We start from the raw sequence: 21,918 nt of genomic DNA, 5'->3' as shown, positions 1-21,918 counted from the left end.
AATTATGGAGCAACGTCCACCGAGATCGCGGGGTCGGCGAAGCGCTCGTTCGGCACGGTGGCGTACCAGCCGGGGCGGCCGGGGTCGCGGTCGTAGGGGTAGCCGCCGGTCTCCCGGTACAGCTCGGCGTAGCGGGCCATGCGGTCCCGGTCGAGGCGTACCCCGAGCCCGGGGCCCGAGGGCACGGCGATGGCGCCGCCCGCGTACGGTAGCTTGCCGCCCTCGATCACGTCGTCGCGCAACTGGTGGTAGTGGGCGTCGGCGGCGTAGGTGAGGTTGGGCAGCACCGCGCCGAGGTGCAACATGGTCGCGAGCTGGATGCCCAGTTCGCCCGAGGAGTGGACGGCCACCCCGACCTGGAACGTGTCGCACACGCCCGCCGCCCGCACGCACGGCCTGATCCCGCCCCAGAACGTCGTGTCGAGCAGCACCACGTCGGCGGCCCTGCGCAACACGTTGGAGGCGAGCTGCTCGAAGTTGACGACCACCGTGTTGGTGGCGAGGGGCACCCTGACCTGCTCCCGAACGGCCCTGAGCCCCTCCAGCCCCCAGACGGGGTCCTCCAGGTAGTCGTTGTTCAGCTCCTCGATGGCCCGGCCGAACCGCAGCCCCTCGGCCACCGACAACACGGCGTTGGGGTCGTACCTGAGCCGGTCGCCGGGGAACGCCTCGGCCAGGGCCCGGTAGCACTCCAGCTCGTAGTCCGGGGGGAACACGCCGCCCTTGAGCTTGTGCACGGTGAACCCGTGCTCCTCCTTGAGCCGGGCGGCGTGCTCGACGAGCTGGCCGGGGGTGCGGATCTCCGGGTGGCCGTCGGCGGCGTACCGGAAGAACAGGTACGAGGCGAACGGGACGGCGTCCCGCAGCCGCCCGCCCAGCAGGTCGTGGGCGGGCACGCCGAGGTGCTGCCCGACCAGGTCGAGGCAGGCGAACTCGACGGCGGCGAGGAGCTGGGTGCGGTTGTTGTAGAGCGAGGCGGTCGGGTTGGCGATCTTGAAGCGCAACGCCTCCAGCTCGAACGGATTGTGGCCCTTCAGGTACGGGACGAGCGCGCGGAAGGCCGACTCCGCGCTCTCGCCCCCGCCACCCATCTCCCCCAGGCCGATCAGCCCGTTGTCCGCCTCGACCTCGACGATCGTGCGGACGAACCGCCCCCAGTGGGCGCCGTTGCTGTGCCGCAGCGGCGCCTCCAGTGGGACGGCGACCGTCGTGGCCCGGATGTCGACGATCTTCACGCGCGCTTCCCCCCAACGACGGCGACGCCGCAGGCCGGCAGCCGTACCTCGACCGGTTCCCGCCCCGGGACCGTGACCATCGCCGTCACCGGCTCGGCGGCCAGCGACTGGAGCCGTACCACCTGCTCCCCGTCCACCCGGCCGATCGAGGTGATCAGCACGTCGGGGTGGTCCACCGAGGCGTAGGTCTCGGAGGCCGGCGGGCCGTCGGTGACCAGTGCGCCGACGAACGGCTCGGTCAGTCCCGAGGCCGCCGCCGCGCCCAGCCTGCTGCCCTTGACGCCCGCCGCCGACGTGACGGCGTAGCGGAAGGTCGTCTCGCCCTGCTGCTGAGCCGGGAAGTTGGTGTCCCAGATGTTGTTGAGCGCCCAGGAGTAGACCGTGCCGTCCTCCTGGTCGAGTGTGGGCGGGAACGGCGCGTACGGCATGTGGATGGTGCCGAGCTGCACCAGCGGCGCTTCCAGGGTGGCCCAGGCGACGGTCAGCTCGGGGTCCTCGAAGGCGATCCAGTGCCTGATCGGCAACATGTACTCGGCCGAGCCCGGCACGCGCGGCACGTCCGGCCCGCCGACGCCGCCGGTCAGCTCCCAGCCCGTGGCCGGGCCCGTGGCGAACGGGAAGGCCAGGAACACCGCCTCCTTGGCCGGGGTGCCCTGCTTGGCGAGCTGGTAGGTCAGGTCGAGCCTGGGGACGCCCCGGTGCAGCTCGATCGTGGTGCGCAGCCAGTCGACGCCCTTGCCCTGGAGCTCGACCACCAGCTTCTCGCCGACCTCCGTGCGCTGGGCCTTGACGATCGTCGCGTTGCGGGCGACGGCCCGGTCGCCGAGCAGCGTCCGGTCGTGCGCGCCGACGTGCCCCGACAGGTGGTTGAAGTGCGGGGCGGTGGCGTAGCGGTCATAGACGTACTGGCCGAAGCCGGCTGCGGCGTCGCCGTTGACCAGCTCGCGGCCGGCGGACTTGTCGAAGATCGAGCTGATGTAGCCCTCGCGCACGTCGTAGGCGACCCGGTAGAACTCGTTCTCGATCACGCCGCCCGTGTCCGGTTCGACCGGTTCGGGGGCCTGACTCCGCGCGGGGACGACGTCGAGCCGCGCGTAGCCGTAGCCGGGGACGTCGGCCACGACCGCCTGGATGTGCCGGCCGATCGGGCGGGTCGGCCAGTCGCCGGGGTCCACGATCTCCTCGTGGTGCGGCACGCTCTCGCCGGTCCGCGCGTCCACCAGCGCGATCGGCACGTCCATGGCCACCACGTCGCGCGGCAGGAACGCGCGTACCACGTCGGTCCGCGCCCGGGTGCCGGGGTTGAAGACGGCGAAGGCGGCCAGGGCGCCGCCTTCCACACCCGAGCCCGGCCGCGTGCCCGGCTCCGGTTCGGACAGGGCGGCGGCGAAGCGGCGGGTCGCGGCGTGCATCAGGTCGGAGGCGTCGTCCTGGGCCTGGTAGGCGCCCGAGGACTTGCGGGTCCACTGCAGGCCGCCGGAGTCGCCCGCCTCCTCGGCGTCCTCCCACGGGTTGGCCGCGCCCCACGTGTGCTCGTTGAACAGGGCGACCTTGTCGTACGCCTCGTCGATCTGGGCCGTGGCATCGGTGCCGGCGATCGTGTGCAGGGTCTCGGCGACGCGCAGGGCCGACTGCGCGCGGCGTACGTAGCCGAGCGGGCGCGCGCCCGAGCCGAGCCCGTCGGCCCACCAGTCGGTCCAGTCGCCCTCGTGCACCGCCAGCCGGTCGTGGTAGCGCTCCTCGACGTGCTCGAAGAAGTCGCTGTTGACCGCCGAGCGCAGGCGCGGCCAGGCCCACGTCTCGTTCCACTGGCGGGCGATCGAGGCCGGCACGATCGACGGCCCGGCGTTGTCGGCGTGCGCGCCCTGCACGCGCAGGTGCAGCACGTCCAGCTCGTACGGCTCGCGCGGCGCGTCCGGCCCCTGCCAGCCGAACGTCCCCGGCCCGTACGGGTAACCGCGCGTGGCCAGCGCCGACAGGTAGCGCGGCAGCAGGTCGTCGGCCAGCTCGTAGGAGTCGGTCAGCCCGACCGTGTTGCCCTCCATGTACGCCATCCCGTGCGGCGTGTCGGTGAACCACACCAGCAGCTCGTTCCCGCTCGGCGCCCGCCACCGGAACGGCCTGGTCAGCTTGTCGCCCCCGTGCAGGTACGGCACCGACCGCCCGGCCCAGTTGTGCGCGGCGGCGAGGTAGCGCACGCCGGAGGCGTTCAGCGCGTCCACCAGGCCGACGACCGCGCCCGGCACGTCGGTGTGCATGGCCGACCTGGTGGCGAAGCCGTACCGGTCCTTGAGCTGACCGGTGAAGCGGAGCTGGCGGTAGAGCTCCTCGGTCGAGCACGCCTCGGTGTGCAGCTGGAACGGCAGCGCGGTCACCTCGATCACGCCCGCCCTGGCCAGCGCGGCGAACGACTCGACCTGCTCGGCGGGCCGGGCGTCGAGCCATTTGAGCGCGGGCATCGAGGACTCGACCGTCCACCTGAACTTGGCGTCGTCGGGCCAGGAGGCGGTCTCCTCGGCCAGCCGCAGCGCCGCGTCGAGGTAGTCGAGGTGGTGGCGGAGCACCGTGCCCTGCGGGTCGGTGTAGCCGATGTCGAGGTGCGAGTGGTGCACGACGAACACGCTCCACTTGCGCTGCGGCGTGACCGTGACCTGCGCGCTGCCGACCACGCCCGCGTCGTCGCGGCACTCCAGGGTGAGCGTGCGCGGCGCGTCCACCTCGGGCACCAGCAGCGTCACGTCCGTGCCCGAGGCGCTGTCCACGCCCACCAGCACGTGGGTCAGGGGCTGCGTGCTCGACACCCTGACCGCCTGGCGGCCGTCGTGCGTGAACAGCGGCAACACCGCGACCCGCACCTCCAGCCCGCGCGCACTGATCACCGGTGTCGAGGTGTCGTTGCGCAGCGCCTGCCTGATCCCGTCGTAGTCGGGGCTACCCAGGCTCCGCTGCAGCAACCGGCTCGTCATTCAAACACTCCCTAGGGACAGGCCCCGTGCGAAGAGGCGCTGGGTTGCCAGGAACAACACGACCGTCGGCAACGAGACCACCAGGCCCGCCGCCAGGCCGACGGGGACCGGGGTGCCGGCGTAGACGTCGGTCATCAGCCCCGCCAGTGCGGTCATGACCGGCCGCACGCTCTCGGTCTGCGTCAGCGTCAGGCCGAAGATGAGGTCGTTCCAGATGAAGGTGAACTCAAGGATGAACACCGCCGTCAGCGCGCTGAGCGAGATCGGCAGGTAGACGCGCCAGAAGATGCGCCACGTGGACGCGCCGTCCATGCGGGCCGCCTCGAAGATCGAGAACGCGACGCCGGTGTAGAAGTTGCGCAACACGAACGCGGCCAGCGGCACGTTGATCCCGGTGTAGATGAGGATCATGCCGATCCTGGTGTCGTACAGGCCGGCGTCGCTGAAGCCGACGAAGAGCGGCACGAGCAACATCTGCGACGGGAACACGGTCCCGCCGAAGATCAGCAGGAACCACCAGAACCCGTGGCGCAGCCGCAGCACCACGATCGTGTAGCCGGCCAGTGCGCCGATGACCACGCCGAGCAGCGGCGAGACGACCGCGTACAGGGCGGTGCTGGCCAGGCTGTCGGTCAGGTTGGCGCTGTCCAGGGCGCGGGTGAAGTTCTCCAGCAGCGCGAAGTCGCCGGACGGCACCCAGGCGCTGCCCGGGTCGTACGAGGCGGCCGGCCTTGAGGCGTTGACGACGAGCAGGTACGTCGGCCCGAGCCAGATCAGCCCGAGCACGATCAGCACGATCCGCCGGATCATCGCACCTGCCTCCTCAGGTAGAGGTAGGAGGCCAGCCCGGTGACCACGGTCAGCATCACCGCGACCGCCGAGCCGTAGCCGTAGTCACTGGCCACGAACGTGTCCCGGTACATGGTCACCGCCAGCGTCTCGGAGTTGCGCCCCGGGCCGCCCGCCGTCAGCACCCACACGATGTCGAACGTCTTCAGGCTCGCCACCAGCGCCAGCCCGACCACGACCGCCGTCAGCGGGCGCATCAGCGGCCAGATCACGTGCCGGAACAGCCGCCAGCCGGACGCGCCGTCCAGCCGGGCGGCCTCGATCGGCTCCTTGGGGATGGACTGCAGGCCCACGACGAACAGCAGCGTGTTCACGCCGAGTTGCTGCCAGGTCCACACCAGCAGCATGGCCAGCGTGTTGTGCGGCGCGACCTGGAGGAACGCGGTGTCCACGCCGAGCAGCCGGTTCGCGATCCCGTCGTGGGAGAGCACCGGGCTCCACACCATGGCGAGGCCCGCGCCGCTCAGCGCGTACGGCAACATGAACGGCACCCGGTACCAGGCGCCGCCCCTGATGTCGTAGGACAACACCGCGACCAGCAGTCCGAGGCCGACCGGCAACACCATCGTGCCGGCCACCCAGATGAGCGTGTTGCGGGTCGAGGTGAGCAGCGCGGGGTCGTCGAACAACTTGGCGAAGTTGTGCACGCCGACCCACGCCGGCGACTCCAGGCCGTCGTACCGGGTGAGGCTCAGGTAGGCCGTCCACAGGAACGGCGCGTACAGCAGCCCCGCGACCAGCACGGCCGCGGGCGCCACATAGCCGTGCCTGAAACGCCCGAGCATCGGCGCCCGCGTGCTCATGACCTCACTCCGCGCGCCGGCTCTCCCTCGCTCACTGGTGGGTGCTCCAGTACTCGTCGGCGGCCTTCTGGATGCTGTCCAGCACTTCCTTGTACGTGCCGGGCTCGGTGACGAACTTGCCGAAGCCGTCGAGCGCGGCGGTCAGCACCGGCGGCGGCGTCGCCTCGAAGTACCGGTTGACCAGCCGGTACGTGCCGCCGCCCGCGTCCTTGGTGACGGCGCCGAGCGCTTCGTCGGCGATCTCGACCTTGGGGTTGGCGCTCACGTCACCCCTGGTGGAGGCCCACTTCTTCTGGGCGTCGGCGGTGGTCCACCACTTGAGGTACTTCATGCTGGAGTCGGGGTCGTCCGCCTTGGCGAGCGAGCACAGCGGGCCGCTCTCGAAGATCATCGACGTCTTCGGCAGCGACGGGTTGACGTTGGGGATGACGAAGAATCCGTAGTCGGTGCCGGACTTCAGGTCGCGCTGCGTCATGCTGGTGTTGAACCAGGTGCCGAAGGAGACCATCGCCGCCTTGCCGTTCTTCAGCACGTCGCCGGGGTCGGTCTTGTCACCCGGGTTGATGAAGTATCCGGCGTCGATGAGCGACTTCCACTTCTCCATCACCTGGACCACGCCGGGGTCGGTGTACTTGGCCTTGCCCGTGGACAGGCGGTCGTACAGGTCGGGGTCGGAGCCGGCCATGAGCTGCTCGAACCAGACGAAGGAGAACAGCACGCTGGTGTGGTAGAAGGCTTTGACGCCGTTCTTCTTCAGGGTCTCGGCGGCCTGCACCAGCTCGTCCCACGTCTGCGGGGGCTTGAGGCCGTACTTGTCGAAGATCTTCTTGTTGTAGAACATGCCCCAGTAGGCGACGTTCATCGGCACGCAGTACTGCTTGCCGCCGATCGTGTAATAAGAGGCGAGGTCCTGTGACAGGTCGCCCGCCTTGATCGCCTCCTGCCAGACGGCCGTGGTGTCGGCCACCTGCTTCTGCTTGACGATCTCCTCCAGCATCCCCCCGGTCTGCCAGGTGAACAGGTCGGGCTTCACGTTCGTGCGGAACGACGCCTTGATGAAGGCCTGGTACTGCGCGGAGTCGGTGTATCCCGTCGGCTTCATGCCCAGGCCGATCTGCTGCTTGGACAGGGCGCCCATCTCGTCGAAGTATTTGGTCCAGGCGCCCTTGTCGTTGTAGAGCGTCAGTTCGGTCTTCTTCTTCGGCGCCTCGGCGCTGTTTCCGCCGCAGGCGGTCAGGACCAGCGCCGCCACGCCGAGCGTGGCCACACGTGACCGGAACATGGCCGGCCTCCTTGCTCTTTCGGGGGGACTTGCTTTATCTGGGGGGCAACCTCTGCTCGATGACGGTCTTCACGTCGACCAGATGGGCCCGCATACGTGCCTGTGCCTCGGCGGCGTCGCGCGCTTCGATGGCCTCCAGGATGGCCAGGTGCTCCTCGTAGTCGCGGCGCCGGTCGTCGAAGATCTGCAGGATCTCCCGCTGCTCGGGCCCGTGGACGGTGAGCAGCGAGTCGACGACCTCGTCCAGCACGCTGTTGCCCGCCATCCGCGCGGTGGCCCGGTGGAAGGACATGTTGGCCTCGTGCAGCTCGGCGTCCTCGCCGCGCAGGTGGCGGCCGGCCTCGTCGAGCACCCGCTTGAGCGCGGCCAGCTCCGGGCCCTCGGCGCGTTCGGCGGCCATGGCGGCCAGCGGCGGCTCGATCACGATCCGCGCGCCGAGCAGTTCGAGGAGCTGGGCGGCGTGCATCTCGCGCATGTTGGGGTTGGGCAGCACGAGCCGCTCGATGTCGGCGCCGACGTAGATGCCCGAGCCGTGCCGCAGCTCGATGGCCCCGGTGGCCTCCAGCCTGCGCAACGCTTCGCGCAGCGTCGGGGTGGTGACGGCGAAACGCTGGGAGAGCTCCCTGGTCGAGGGCAGCCTGTCGCCCGGCCGGTGCCCCCCGGTACGGATGAGCTCCAGCATGCGCTCGGTCAGAGCGTCGGAAAGCGTCGGCCGCGCAACCTCGGACATATCAAGTGATCTAATCACTTATTCCGACGCGCGTCTACGACGCCCGGCGATTTCTCCGCTCAGCGCTTGAGCAGGTCCTTCATCAGGTCGATCTGCGCCTTCCTGGACGCCTGGACCTGCGCCGCCCACTCCTTGACCGCCGGATCGGCCCCGGCGGTCACCTCGGTGTCGGCCATCTTGATCGCGTCGCCCTGGTGCGCGATCAGCAGGGTCATCAGGTCGCGTTCGAAGGACTTCGACTTCTTCAGCGCCCGGATCTGCTTGCGGTCGGTCTCCGGCATGCCGCCGTGGTGGTCGTGCGAGCCGGACGCGGCCGTGAGCGGCTGCTCCCAGGAGTACAACCAGCGCAGCATCATCTCGACCTCGTCCTGCTGCGTGCTGGCCACGGCGGCGACGAGGATCTTGAGCTGCTCATCGGTCGCCCGCTCGGTGCCCAGTTTGGCGATCTCGATGCCCTGCCGGTGGTGCTGGACCATCATCTGCACGAACATCACGTCCTGGGCGTTCACGGGAGGGGCCTGGGCCCCGGCCGTCCCGCAGGCGGCGGCCAGCAGGAGGCCGAGGGCCGCCAGGACGAGCTTCAGGGCGCTGGATCGGGGGGTTGCGGCCACTCTGCGCGCCTTCCATTAAAAAGGAAACCTTCCTAAGAGTTAGACGATTTCGCCATGGCGCGCAAGGGCCCCTGTCAAGCGTTCGGAAAGCTCGTTGAGGCGGCGGCCGTGGAGCGAGCCGCCGCTCACGCGGGCCTGGTCGTTGATGAAGGCGTGCACCTCCTCGTTCGGGTCAGCGGTCCCGGCTGGCGTGGATCACCGGACGCCGGCGCGGTAGGTCAGGATCAGGCCGACGCCGGTGAGCGTCGCCCGGTCGCCCTCCACGGCGAGCGGCCACCCGGCGCCGCCCACCAGCAGGCCCGGTGTGGACAGGAGCTTGCCGTCGTTGAGCGCCAGCCGCCGGTCCCCGTTGAGCAGCAGCCGCGCCGACGTCCCCGGCGCGTACGCCGCGTAGACGCCCGTGATCTGCCGCCCGATCATGCCCGGGAACATCCCGGTCGTGAACGGCAACGTCAGGACGTCCTCGGCGCCCTCCGCGAAGGCCGTCCACTGGTCGGGGAACACGGTGGCGACGTCGAAGAACCGGGCCGCCGGGTACGGCTTGAGCATGCCCTTCACCGCGTTGGCGAACAGCTCGCCACCCTGCTCGGCGGCGTACTTGACGGTGATCACGACGTCCCTGAGGGCGGGCGCGCCGCCGGCGGGCAGCTCCAGCCGCCACCGGGACACCGCGCCCGTGCCCTCGAAGGGCAGGTAGCGGTCGTCGTCGAAGCGCAGCTCGAACAGGCCGTTGTTGTCCTTGTACTCCTCCAGGTCCGACAGCGCGATCTGCTGCCCGGCCCGCCAGTTGGCCCGCAGCGTGGACGGCATCGGCCCCTTCGGGTCGATCAGGTACTTGACCGCCTTGGGATCGGCACTGAGCACGATCTTGCTGTCGAGCTGCGTGAGCGTGGCGTTCAGCCCGATCGGCCCCTCCGGCCCCTCGAACGTGACCGACAACGTCCTGATCCGCCGCCGGTAGTGCCCGGGGAAGTCGCGGTCGAACAGCGGCTCGGTGAGCGCGAACTCGCACCGCCCGGTGGTACGCAGGTTCAGCGCGGCCAGCGGGTCGAGGGCCAGCAGCGACACCTTCTTGGTGATCTCCAGACCGCGCGCGTCGCTCTCGACGTACGCCTGGCCGAGCCGTTCCAGGTCGACCGACAGGCTCTCGCCCGCCAGCAGCCCGTTGCGCCGGCTCTCCCAGTACGTCGGCCGGATGTAGTCGGCCTCGCCCTCCGGGATGCCACGCTCGTACTGGAAGGCCCGTTGCGCGGCCCGTGCCATCTCGTACGCCAGGTTGTACGACTGGAAGTACATCCCGGACAGCCGCCCCGACATCCACTGGTAGAGCTGGGCGTTGGCGAACTTGCTCGTCATGAACGCCCCGACCGCCTCCTGGTTGGCGATCTCCTGCTTGAGCACCTCCAGCTCCCGCTGGGCGACCTTGACCTGGAGCTCCGCACCCGCCACCTGGTGGCCGAGCTGCGCCACGTCGCTCCGGGAGATGGCGAGCTGGAAGGCCCAGTCCTGGGCCATGCGCTCCTGCTCGGCCCGTACGCCGAACAGCTCGCCGAGCACGCTGAGCCCCTCGGCCGTGGTCGTCGCGATGTCGGCGCCGGTGTTGAGCGCGTCCGATACCTGGATGCCGCCCTCCTCGGTGCCGATGATGAATGGGCCGATCAGGATCTGCGGCAGGGCGGCGGCGACCGCCGCGCCGACCTTGAGCCCGGCCCCCACGAAGTGGGCGACCGCGGCCCCCGTCATGACCTCGATCTGGGCCTGCTGGAGTGGGGACATCCCGGCGGCGATCAGCCCCTCGTAGTAGCGCACCCGTTCCTCGGCGCTCTTCCTGCTCACCTGGAGCTCCAGAAGGCCCTCGGTGGCGATCTGGACCTGCGCCTCCTTGATCGCGCGGTTGAGCCCGAGGATCGTGCCCTCCTGCCTGTTCTGCAGCAGCGCCAGTTCCTCGGCGTCGTGCCGCTCCAGCACGCTGAGCAGGTCGCCGGCGAACTGCCGCAGCTTGTCCACCAGCTCCTGCGCCTTGCGGAAGGTGAAGGCGAAGCGGTAGTGCGGCACCGGCACGGCGGCGGCCAGGGCGAGCTGGTCCGGCGAAGCGCCCCCGGCCACCCCTCTGACCAGTGCCATCACGTCGGCGGGCGGCTCGAACAGCGGCACCGGACGGCTGATGCCCATGATGTCGAGCGAGGCCCTGATCTTGCGCAGCCGGTCCTCGACCCGGGTCCAGTAGTCGAGGAACACGCTGTTGCCCGGGATGTGGAAGTAGGGGTTGTCGATGCTGCCGTGCACCTCGCCGGCCCCCTTCAGCAGCGCGCCGCCCGCGGTCAGCTCGGCGATGGCGCCGTTCCTGGACGGCGCGGGCGCGCCGCCCGCGGTCAGCTGCTCGTAGCTGCGCGCCGGGGTCAGCGCCCGCGGCCCGAGGTTCTCCGGCCGCGGGCCGAGCAGGTCGTGGGCGAAGATGTAGAGCATCCTGGCCTCGTCCAGACTCTCTCCCGTGTACTGGCGGAAGAGCATGTCGCCCCAGTCGAGCAGGTTGTCGACGTAGGCCATCACGACCGCGCGGCGGTGGGCCGACGGGCGCAGGTCCGCGATGGCGTGCGGGTCGAACGGATCGTCCATGTACGTCCGGATCATCGTGTCCCAGTCACCCACCAGGTCGTACTGGCGGCGCAGCCGGCCGATCATGGCGACCTTCTCCCCCAGGCCGTCCAGCGCGCGGCGGGCCCGTGCCGGGACCACCGTGTCGGCGAGCGCGCCCTGGACCTCCTTCAGCCCGTCGGAGGCGAGCCCGGCCAGGTAGCCCTCCTCGTCCGTGGACAGGTCGTGGACCTGGTACGCCGAGGCCAGCGCCTCCAGCGCGCGCAGGATCGGGTTGAGCAGCCCGGCGACCTTGTCGGCCTCCGTACCGATCTCGCGCAGGTCGTCGCGGCAGCCGGTGACCAGCGCCTTGACGTCCACCGACAGGAACGGCAGGAAACGCCAGTACCTCGGCTGGGTGGGGTCGAAGACGTACTCGTACCAGGTGCGGGCCTCGTCGAAGCGCTGGGCGTTGTTGAGCGCCTGGGCGATGAGCACGGTGGCGTGGAAGAAGACCTCCCAGTAGTAGATGCCGTTGCCGCTCTGGAAGTCGAGGTGCGAGCTGGTCGGATAACCCTGCTTGACCACCTGCGGGCCCACCTTGATCGTGGTCGGCCCGGAGTCGGTCTCGCTGAAGGCGGGCAGCTCGTCGATCTCCTGCGTACGCGGCGCGAGCAGCTCGGCCACGCCGCCGGTCAGCAGCGCCTTGTTCAGCCGGTACGCCGTGCTCGACGTCAGCCGGATGATCTCGTGCGGCAGCGAGGCGACCTCGTAGGGGCGTTCCGGGGCGTACTTGACGTACTCGGCGCCGAGGAACAGGAAGAGGTTCTTGCTGTCCAGGACGCCGGTCAGCCGGGTCGCCCAGTCGTCGGGCAGCCCGCCCCAGTTGCCGGCGACCGGGGAGAAGACCAGGTGGCCGCCCAGCTCCTGCCCGTCCTCCAGGACGGCGTAGTCGGTGCCGGAGAAGGCGTACCGGCTGCCGGCGCGGGTGAACACGGCCCGGACGGTCTGGCCCATGGGCTTGGGGTAGCCGCGGTCGACCAGGTCGGGGATCGTGTCGCCGGTCAGCGTGTAGCGCACGTACTCCGCGCCCTTGGCGAGGTACAGCCGGCCGTCGGCGACGTAGGCCGCGTCCACGCCCTGCCGGGAGACCAGCGTCCCGGCCCTGCCCAGGTTCCTGGTCGGCGACGGGTCGCTCTGGACGTACTCCTTGCGGTCCTTCGAGGTGATGGAGACGTACGTCCTGGTCGTGTTGTCGAAGAAGTAGGCGCCGTCGCCGTACACGAAGGCGGCGCCGACCCGGCCGGACTGCGGCAGGCCGTCGGTGTTCTTGGCCAGGGGACGCGGGTAGCCCTTGTCCAGGCCGCCGTCGAGGGAGAAGCGGAAGTACTGGTCGCCGGAGAAGACGAACACCTTGTCCCGCAGCAGGATCGTGTCCACCTTGGCCCCGCCGGGCAGCGTCCAGGGGAGTTTGCGCGGCGCGTCGAGCGAGTCGGAGTCGACGTAGCCGAGCTCGCGCGAGAAGAAGTACTCCTTGTCGCCGGGCAGCGACCCGGCCGCGTCCACCTTGGGCCACTTGGGCAGGCGTTCCTCGTTGGTCGCGAGCTGCTTCGGGTAGCCCTCGTCGAGCAGCCCGAACGGCGAGCCCGAGTAGCGGTAGTACTCCGGACCGGCGAACAGGTACGTCTGCCCGCCGCGTACCAGCACCGCGTCCACGACACCCGACTGGTACAGCGGGGTGGGCACGTGCCCCCACTGGCCGGCGATCGGCAGCCGGCTCAGGCGGGTGGCGTCGGGGCGGTCCGTGGCGAGCTCGACGTAGAAGCGGCCCGCGTTGTTGAAGAAGTACCGGGTTCCGCCGGGCAGCTCCACCGCGGCGTCGATCGGGTTCCAGCCGGTGGGCAGCCTGTCGGTGTTCGTACTGAGTGACAGGAGTTTGTCCTTGCCGCCGGGCGGGCTGACCGGACGGCACAGGAAGCTGCCGCCCTTGTGGTCCACGCTCAGCCACGCGCCGATCTCAAGCTCTTCGTGCGCCGGCATCGTGAACCGCACGACCTTGGACTCTTCGATCGGATCGTCGAAGATCTGCTTCAGCCTGGTCGCGCGCAGCGGCTCGGGCACGCCCTCGGCACGGACGGCGTACAGCTCGGGGGTGAGCGCGAAGGAGGAGTGGTCCTCCTCGCCGTCCACCTTGTAGAAGCAGGTGATCACGATCGAGTCGTGCGCGCCGGCGCCCTCGCCGGGCACGGTGGCCGACGCCTGGACGTACAGGCGCACGTCGCTGATCGGCGCGTCCCGCCGCTCCTCCACGGGGAGCACCTGCGCGGCCACCCACTCGTGGTTGAGGTTGCGGAAGGAGTAGGAGATCCGCACCCGGTGCGCCGGCGGCGGCGCGGTGACCTCCTGGGTGTCGGTGTCGCCGGTACGGGTGGCGGTGATCTTCGTCCCGGACGGGTCCTCCGGCGCGACCGTCTCGACGACCGGCCAGAACACGAACACCCGGCCGAACGCGTGCACCGGGTACACCCGCTCGGACTCGATCTGCACGTCGGCCTTGAGCCACGGCTCCCAGGTGGCCGACAACTTCGCGCCGTCCCTGAACTCGGCCTCGCGGCAGTAGTAGCGCCGCGGCTCGGTCCTGGTCCTGCCGAACATGACCAGCCGCCGCACACCCTCGTCCGCGCCGTCCTCGGCGTAGACGTAGCCGCCGGCGATGGCGAGCCTGGAGACCTCGGTGTACTCGTCGAGGTAACGCTTGTACGCCTGCTCGACCTTGTCCCTCGTGATCTCGCCCTGAAGCAGGTCATCCTCCAGGGCCTCGAAGGCCGGGGTCTTCGCCGTCCGCAGCTCGGGGCGCAGGTAGTTCTCCGGGTAGAGGAAGACCTTCCTGTTGGCCTCCCAGACGCGGTAGTTCCGCATCCAGGCCCACCAGGTCTTCACCCGCTGCCTGAGCCCGTCCGGCTCGTCGCCGTCGTGGAGGGTGACCGGCTCCAGGTCGAGCAGGTAGCGGTGCAGATAGAGCTGCGCCGCCGCGATGGCCTCGCGCACCCGCGAGGTGCGGCCCTCGCCGCCCATCTCCACGTCGATCAGGAAACGGTCGTAGAGCTCCTGCGGGACGCCGGCGCCGACCGCGGCCGCGACCAGCGCGTCGCGCTTGAGCACGTTGATCTCGTCGTGGATCGTCGCCGACAGCGCCGTCCACTCCTCCGGGGCGTGCAGGCGCTCGATGAGGCCGTACAGGGCCGTGCAGGCCGCGTCGAGGTCGCCGCCGAACGCGTTCCGCCAGACGTCGGCGTACAGCGTGGACGGCGCGCCGCCCAGCCGGTCGGTGACCACGAACAGGTCCACCAGCCGGAGCAGGAACTCGACCTCGAAGCGGTCCTCCTCGGAGGTGACGGGCGTGAGCAGCGCCGCGTTGCGCCTGGCCCACCTGACCTCGTCGAGGTCCCAGCCGAACAGGTCGGCCAGGTACCGGTACGGGTCCTCGACCGAGGCCGGGCCGTCCAGCAGGAACGCGGCCAGCCCGTCGGGCCGCGCCCGGACGAGGTCGACGAACCTGGTGATCGTGTGCACGTCGCTCAGCCGGTACTCGGCCGTGTCGGACCAGCGGTGGGCGAAGCGCTGGGGGAAGGTGCGGTCCACGGCGTGGTAGCCGCCGGAGTAGCGCACGTACTCCGGGCCCTGGCACAGGTAGGTGCGGCCCTCGAAGACGAACGCGCCGTCGGGGCCGGTCTCGAAGCGGCCGGGCAGGTCGCCCCAGTCGTCCTTGACCGTACGCGGGTAGCCCTGCTCGACGTACTCCAGCTCGCCCGGACGGTAGCGCACGTACTGGCCGGACCTGAAGGCGTACAGCTCGCCGGTGGGCGCGGCGAAGGCGGCGTCCACGGCCGCGCCCTCGGTGAAGGCGTTGCGCACCTTGCCCCACTGGTCGGTGATCGGCCGGGCCGCGGACGTGCCGTCGGCGCGCAGGTACTGCGTGCCCTTGAACAGGTACGTCGTGCCGCCCGCCGTACGGAAGGCCGCGTCGAGACCGTCCGCGAACGCCTCGGGCCAGGACTGGACACCCAGCTCGTACGGCGGCATGGCCTCGATCGTGCGCGGGTGGCCGTCGTCGGCGAACTCGTACTCGGTGCCGGTGTAGCGCACGTACTGGTCGCCGGAGAACAGGTACGTGTGCGGGCCCTTGACCAGGGTCGCGTCCACCTTCTCCCGTTCTGTGATGGTGTTCCTGACCCGGCCGAGCGCGGCCAGGTCCACGACACCGGTCGCCGCGCGGGAGACGACGTGGCAGGAGCCGCCGGCGAGGACGTAGACCGTGCGGTCGTTGGCGACGACGGCGTCGATCATCCGCGACCCGGCCCGGTCCTGCATGGCGTCGTCGAACGACTCGGGCAGGTTGGCGAACGCCTCCTCGTGCCGCAGGTTGCCGATGATCTTCTTCGGGTAGCCCGGGTCGACGTAGCGGTACTCCGAGCCGGTGTAACGGACATAGTGGTCGCCCGAGAACAGGTACGTCGTCTCGCCCCTGTGCACGAAGGCGGCGTCCACGCGGGCGCCGGCGCCGTCGGCGACGAACGGGTTGGGCGACCTGCCCCACCGCTCGCGGATGGCGGCGAGCGGCCCGAAGGCCCGGTCGGCGAACCTGGCGTACTGCTCGGCGAAGAAGAAGTACGTGGACCCGTCCGGCGCGGTGAAGGCCGTGCGCAGGGCGTCGCCGGGCTCCAGGCCGCGGCCGAACCCGCGCCAGATCCGCTCCGACGGCCGCGGGTAGGACCATTCGCGGGTCGTCTCGTCGAACCGCACGCAGCGCTCGCCGAACAGCAGGAGCATGGTGTCACCCTCGAACAGCACCGCGTCCGGCCTGGTGCGGCCGGGCACACGGTAGGACTCGGGCACGTCCCAGAAGCTCTCGTCGGCCGGCGCCGGGTAGCCGTCGTCGGGCCGGGTGTAGTCGGCGCCCGAGTAGACGACGTGGCGCAGGTTGCCGTCGCCGTCCGGCCGTTCGAACAGGTAGGTCTTCCCGGCCCGTACGTAGGCGAGCACGACGTTGTCCAGGCCGCCCCAGTGGTCGGCGACCGGGCGCGGCTCGCCGTCGATGGTGGAGTCGACGTCGGTGTAGACGACGAACTGGTCGCCGCTGAACAGGTACGTCTTCCCGTCCCGCCCAACGAACGCCGCATCCACCGCGTTGTCCTGATAAATCGTGTTACGGGGGCGTCCCCACTCCTCCGTGAGCGGATAGTCCCTGTTCAGCCGTGTGTTGAAGCACGACGCCCCCTTGAACAGGTACGTGTTCCCGTCCGCGCCGCTCAGCACCGCGTCGAGCCCCGTCCTGAACTCCTCCGGCACCGCCCGCAACAACCGCGGCCTGACCCGCGCCGGGGCGACCGGCGGCCCTTCGAGCGCCGGGCGCCTGCTCCAGCCGCCGGCGTCCTGCGTGAGCACCGCGCCGTCCTCGACGAAGGCGCAGGTCACGCCGTCGATCGCCAGGTCGTCGTAACGGCGGTGGAGGGTGTCGGAGACGACGTGGCAGCTCGTGCCGCGGAACAGGTAGACGTTGCGGCGATCGGCGAAGGCCGCGTCCACGGCGTCCAGCCTGACGTCCAGGTGCGCCAGCCTCGGCTCCCGGGAGAGCGCGGACAGGGCCTGGGGGTAGCCGTCCTGGACGTGGGTGAGGTCGTCGCCCAGGTAGCGGACGTACTGGTCGCCGGAGAACAGGTAGGTGTACCGGCTGGTCACCTCGGCGCCGTCGACGAGTTCGGTCGCGTCCATGACCAGGGCGGCGTCCACCCGGCCCGTCCTGGCGATCCGGCTGACCACGTTGCCCCAGAACGCCCGTACGTCGGCGGGGTAGCGGTCGTCGATCTCGGTGTAGTCGCCGGTCGAGTAGCGCGCGTACCGGCCGCCGGAGAAGACGTACGTGCGGCCGTCCTTGCCGACGAAGGCCGCGTCCACCTGCCTGAACGGCAGGCTGTCCCAGTGCCCGGCGAGCGTACGGGGCTCCGACCACCAGCGGTGCCTGCTGTCGAACACGACGAACCGCTCACCGGAGAACAGGTACGTCTGCCCGTCCGCCCCGGTGAACACGGCGTCGATCACCGTGAAGTCCGGATCGGCCACCAGCGTGGCCGGCAGGTTCCACCAGTTGTCGGAGACCGGCTTGGGATAGCCGGCGTCGGGCGTGGTGTAGTCCCTGGTGGCGTAGCGGACGTAGAAGTCGCCGCCGTCCGCGTGCACCTCGATCTGGAGCGGGTCGCTCCTGAGGGTGACCTCGACGCCCTGCTCGGTGCTCACGTGCCACTCCGGGGAGGCGCCGCGCACCCTGGCGCCCTCGGCGAAGGACAGGCCGTGCTCCAGGAACCGGCGGCGCAGCGCGGGCGACAACCGGCCCGCGTCCAGCTCGGGCGCCTGCGCCAGAGGCAGGTCGAACAGCCGCCCGCCGACCCCGAACAGGTACGTCTTGCCGTCCAGGACGAAGGAGGCGTTCACCCGGCGCAGCCCGCCCCAGTCGCCGGCGATGCGGCGCGGGTAGCCCAGGTCCACGACCGAGTAGTCGGCGCCGGAGTACCTGATGTACCGCTCGCCGCTGAACAGGTACGTGCGCCCGTCCAGCCCGGCCAGAGCCGCGTCCACCACCCCGCCGGGCAGCACCTCGGCGACCCGCCCCCAGCGGTCGGCGGTCGGCTCGGGCAGGCCCACGCCGGACTCGCCCGCGGCGATCGTCCAGCCGTCCTTGAACAGGTGGACGAGCCCGCCGGAGTCGGTGAAGGCCGCCTCGATCCCGGTCTCGAACTCGCCGGGCAGGCCGGGGAAACGGGACTCGATCCGCAGCGGGTAACCGTCGTCCACCCGTACGCCGTCGTTCTCCAGGCTGTCGGAGTAGGCGACCGTCTGGTTGCCGCGCAGCAGGTAGGCCCGGCCGTCCCGGGCGACGAACGCGCTGTCCAGGCGCTCGGCGCCGTCGAAGGTGTTGCGGACGCGTCCCCAGCGGGCGGAGACCGGCAGCTCGCCCCGGCCCACGTCCAGGTAACGTCCGCCGGTGAACAGATGCGTACGGCCGTCCACGTCCTGGAAGGCCGCGTCCAGCGAGGCGCCGAACGCCGGGGGCAGCGGCGCGTCGTGGCCCTCCGCCTGCCACCACTCGCCGACGCCGCGCGGGTAGCCCTCGTCCACGGCGGAGTAGTCGGAGCCCGAGTAGCGCACGTACTGGTCGCCGCAGAACAGGTAGGTCCTGCCGTCCTCGTCCACGTACGCGCTGTCGATCCGCTTCGGGGCGTCGAAGTTGTTCCTGACCTTGCCCCACACCTGGTCGCGCGGGGCCCAGCGGATGCTGCCGGGCTCCTTGACGTACAGGTGCGAGGCGCCGTCGAGACCGCGGCCGACGATCCATTCGGCGCCGCCGGGGTGCGCGAACGCGGCGTCCACGCCGGTCAGCCCGGCGAACCTGGGCGACAGGTCGATCAGCGACTTCGGCCGCGGGTCGGCCAGCGCGTACGTGGCCCCCGAGTACACCCAGTAGCCGCCGGGGGCGAACAGGTAGATGTTCCCGTCACCGCTCCTGAGCACGGCGTCGACGGTCTCGACGTTCGGCGGCAGCGCCAGCGGCTCGGGGTACTTGCCGGTCAGGTCCTGGTCCTGGAACGCGACCGCGACCTCCGTGGGGTCCATGCCGAGCTTGCCGGCCAGCGCCGCGAAGCGCCGTACGCGCCGGTAGGCGGCCCGCAGGTGCGGGTCCGCGGGCACGGCGGTGATCTCGCCGCTCTCGTCCCCCGCCACGAGGACGGGCGGGACCAGCACGTCCAGCGCCTCGGGCAGGCTGCCCGCCACCCCGGCGCAGATGGCCGCGACCGTCGCCTGCGGCACGCCGAACCCGTCGGCGAGCACCGAGGTCAGCGCCGTCTCCTGCGCCCGCGCGCCGCTCTCCAGCGCGCCGGTGATCTCGCCGACCGCCTCCGCGATCCGCACCGCCACCGGGTGCAGCAGGAAGAAGACGTCCTTGGCGAAGTCCTCCAGGCCGGGCAGGGCGAACTCCAGCGCGTTCCCGACGTTGCGGAAGTAGTCGAGGGCCTCGCGGCGCACCGCGAGCGCGCCGTCGAGGTGCCCGGCCGCGACGAGCATCGCGGCCACCCGCGTCCGCTCGTCCTCGTCGAACCCGAGCTCCCCGAGCGCCTCCATGTCCAGCCGGTACGGCTGCTCGTCCCGTACGCACTCGGCGATCCGGCCCGCCACCACGGACGTCTCCGCCGCGGTGAACCCGTCGCCCAGCGTCAGGTCGTCCAGACCGGCCACCACCCGGCCGCCGCTCAGGTAGACGCCGTCGAGCGCGTCCATCACCCGCTGCGCGACCGCCTCGTCGGCGACCGGCGTGAAGTCGTCGGCGGTGAAGGTGTGCAGCTCCTCCTCCAGCACCGCGATCTGCTGCTTCATCGCGTCGAGGATGAAGCGCCGGTGCGGGTAGAACTCCATCGCGAGCGCGAAGTCGCCGACCGTGAGCGCGGACAGCGCCACCTTGTCCAGGTAGTTCCCGTTCGCGTCGAGGTAGCCGTTGAAACGCAGGCTCTCGGCCAGCCTGGGGGCGTTCAGCCGGCGCTCGGCGAAGATCTCCGGGTCGAGCGCGAGCGGCTCCCGCCGGAACTGCTCGATCCGGGCGCGCAACTCGTCCAGGACGGCCGGGGCGACGTCGGTCAGGCCGGCGTTCACCAGGAGGTGGCCCACGTTCTCCTCGTCGGCGAAGAAGCCGGGCGAGGTGACCGCTCCGTCGGTGTCGACGTAGCCGTGGTAGATCAGGTTGTCGTACAGCTCGGCCTGCTGCTCCTCGGTCAGGCCGCCGAGCGTGGCCAGGTCCGACGGGTAGAACGACGACGTGCCGTTCGACACGCTGTTGATCAGCTTGAACAGCGGCTCCCTGAACGACTCGAAGTCCCGCTCCAGCCGCAGCCCGTGATCGCTCACCGGCATGCCCTCGGTGACGAGCCGGCCGTCGGCCCGCAGCCGCCCGCAGAAGACGAGCTGGGCGTAGATCTTCCCGGCCATGCGCTCGCCGAGCCCGAGCCCGGCGAAGTCGTCGGCGACGATCATCCCGAGCCCGGTCACCGCGTCGTACGCCGCCGCGGCGGCCTGCGCCGGGTCGAGCCGGAGCAGCCGGTCGTCCCGCGCCGAGACGACCCCGTGCTCGTGGCTGCCCACGATGTCGTGCACGACCTGGGCCGCCCGCTCCCCGAACCGCTCACCGGCGAACATGCCGGGCGCGCGGGCGACCGTCTCGAAACGCTGGTTGAGGCTCTCCAGCACGGCGACCTGGTCCGCGTCGTCACGGGTGGCCGACCGGCCGCCCAGGATCTCGACCAGCTCCCGGGTGTCGAACCCGGCGGCCTGCGTCCAGCTCGCCACGGCCCGCAACGTCTGCGCCAGCCACAGGCTGGAGCCCGGGTCCGCCCCCTCCAGGATCCGGTAGCAGTCCCCGGTGCCCGCCTCGACCCCGCCCAGGACGGAGAACGTGGAGTACCGCGACACCGACGGATCGCTCTCCAGGATCTCCATCAGGTCGAACAGCTCGCCGACGGAGATCCCGAGCGTCGAGACGAACCGGCCCGCGCGCTGGAGCAGCGCGATCGCGGCCAACCCGATCTCCCCCCGGTCGAACGGGCTCGGCTCAAGGGCGTTGTAACGTTCCCGGTAGCGGCGGACGACCTCGACGATGTCGCTCTCGGCCGTCTCGATGGAACGTGCCAGCCTGCGCCTGTACTCCTTGTTGTGGGCGGCCAGGAGGTCGCCGGAGACCGGCGGCAGGTCCTCGAAGTCGGCCGGCCTGATGGGCACGACCAGCCCGCACACGCCGTCCACGGTCAGGTCGTAGCCGCGGGTCAGGTGGACGACCACCGCGAGGGTCCGCAGCGCGGCCGCGTTCAGGGTGCCGCCGCAGCAGACGGTCAGCACGCGGTCGAGGTCGGTGGTGCTCAACCCGGTCCGGCGGGCCAGCCGTACGAGCCTGCTGACCCGGTCGAACCAGTACGGCGGGACCGGCCCCGGCTTGCCCCCGGCCATGGTCCCCAGCGTGACGCCGTCCTCGGACATCGTCACCGGGTCGCCGCCGAGGTTGACGAAGAACTTCGCCGGCGGCCGGTCCGGATCCTCCGCCTGCACGAGCAGTTCGCGCAGCTCCAGCGCGGTCACCCCGGCGGCCCGCCGGAACCGCTCGACGTTCTCCAGCACGTTCAGCCGCTCCCGCTCGGCCAGCCCGTACAGGCCCTTGATCTGCGTCTCGCTGGTCGCGGCCGTCGTGGCGTTGGTGACGTCCTCGCGGGACAGGCCGAGGTACAGCCGGGCCACCGTGCCGGCGTCGGCGTCCGGGGCGAAGAGCCGGTAGAGCTCGTCCGGGCCCAGCCTCAGCCGGCCCAGGTGGTTCCTGAACCGCTCCTCGCCCAGCGAGAACGGCATCGAGAACGGGAAGGTCAGCCCGAGCATCAGCTCGTACGGATCCTGCCCGACGAGCTTCTCCAGCACCTCGACGACGACGTCGAGGTACGGCGATTCCGTGAACGTGTTCTCGGCGTCGAGCAGGATCTTCTTCAGATCGGGCCGGCGGTCCTGGGCGAGCAGGGACGGTTGCTGGAAGACGCTCTCCATGAGCCCCAGCAGATCGGTGAGATAGGCGCCCGGCGAGTACACCGTCCGGGCCTCGTCCTCTTGCTTGTAGTCCAGCTCGACGTCGAACAGCTTCTCGTAATCCGGTAGGTATTCGCCCCTGGCCACGGGTCCCCCTCAAAGGAGCTCTTGTGCTGCCGCCGGTCCTCCGATCCTCCGACTCAGAGGCACTCGACCCTCCAGGAATACGCCTGGTGCCAGGGAGGTCCAGCCCCGTGTCCGCA

At 70.6% G+C, this 21,918-nt stretch carries 8 protein-coding genes; all 8 read right to left on the bottom strand.

Translation table 11 applies throughout. The features are described 5' to 3' along the window. Nucleotides 1–2: 2 nt before the first annotated feature. The 8 genes from IEZ27_RS46290 to IEZ27_RS46255 all read right to left on the bottom strand — a co-directional run bounded on the left by IEZ27_RS46290 (nucleotide 3) and on the right by IEZ27_RS46255 (nucleotide 21,802). Nucleotides 3–1,235, bottom strand: coding sequence for an enolase C-terminal domain-like protein (locus tag IEZ27_RS46290; RefSeq protein WP_189653071.1), 1,233 nt, complete (start codon nucleotides 1,233–1,235; stop codon nucleotides 3–5). After that, nucleotides 1,232–4,201: a glycoside hydrolase family 38 N-terminal domain-containing protein gene (locus tag IEZ27_RS46285; RefSeq protein WP_189653070.1), complete on the bottom strand. Its 2,970-nt coding sequence runs from the start codon at nucleotides 4,199–4,201 to the stop codon at nucleotides 1,232–1,234. Before IEZ27_RS46285 ends, IEZ27_RS46290 begins: the two co-directional genes overlap by 4 nt. After that, a complete protein-coding gene (locus IEZ27_RS46280; RefSeq protein ID WP_189653069.1) occupies nucleotides 4,202–5,011 on the bottom strand; it encodes a carbohydrate ABC transporter permease in 810 nt (269 codons plus the stop codon). It lies immediately after the preceding gene. Next, entirely contained in the window at nucleotides 5,008–5,853 is an 846-nt protein-coding gene (locus IEZ27_RS46275; protein ID WP_229824963.1) for a carbohydrate ABC transporter permease, read from the bottom strand. The genes IEZ27_RS46280 and IEZ27_RS46275 overlap by 4 nt, the downstream gene beginning before the upstream one ends. Before the next feature lie 31 nt (nucleotides 5,854–5,884). Further along, the gene (locus IEZ27_RS46270) at nucleotides 5,885–7,135 is read right to left on the bottom strand and encodes an ABC transporter substrate-binding protein (protein ID WP_189653068.1); all 1,251 of its coding nucleotides are present in this window, start codon (nucleotides 7,133–7,135) and stop codon (nucleotides 5,885–5,887) included. A 34-nt stretch (nucleotides 7,136–7,169) separates the two neighbouring features. After that, on the bottom strand, nucleotides 7,170–7,865 hold the full coding sequence (locus tag IEZ27_RS46265) for a FadR/GntR family transcriptional regulator (protein ID WP_189653067.1): 696 nt from the start codon (nucleotides 7,863–7,865) through the stop codon (nucleotides 7,170–7,172). Nucleotides 7,866–7,924: 59 nt separating this feature from the next. Further along, the gene (locus IEZ27_RS46260) at nucleotides 7,925–8,476 is read right to left on the bottom strand and encodes a DUF305 domain-containing protein (RefSeq protein ID WP_189653066.1); all 552 of its coding nucleotides are present in this window, start codon (nucleotides 8,474–8,476) and stop codon (nucleotides 7,925–7,927) included. A 195-nt stretch (nucleotides 8,477–8,671) separates the two neighbouring features. Continuing rightward, nucleotides 8,672–21,802 (bottom strand): hemopexin repeat-containing protein, encoded by a 13,131-nt coding sequence (locus IEZ27_RS46255; protein ID WP_189653065.1) that lies wholly within the window; start codon nucleotides 21,800–21,802, stop codon nucleotides 8,672–8,674. Between the last annotated feature and the right edge of the window lie 116 nt (nucleotides 21,803–21,918).

Origin of the sequence: Nonomuraea spiralis (genome assembly GCF_014648435.1) — a bacterium.
Taxonomy (GTDB): domain Bacteria; phylum Actinomycetota; class Actinomycetes; order Streptosporangiales; family Streptosporangiaceae; genus Nonomuraea; species Nonomuraea spiralis.
The sequence above is the reverse complement of the archived record's forward strand: the minus strand, read 5'-3'. Positions and strand labels throughout refer to the sequence as shown.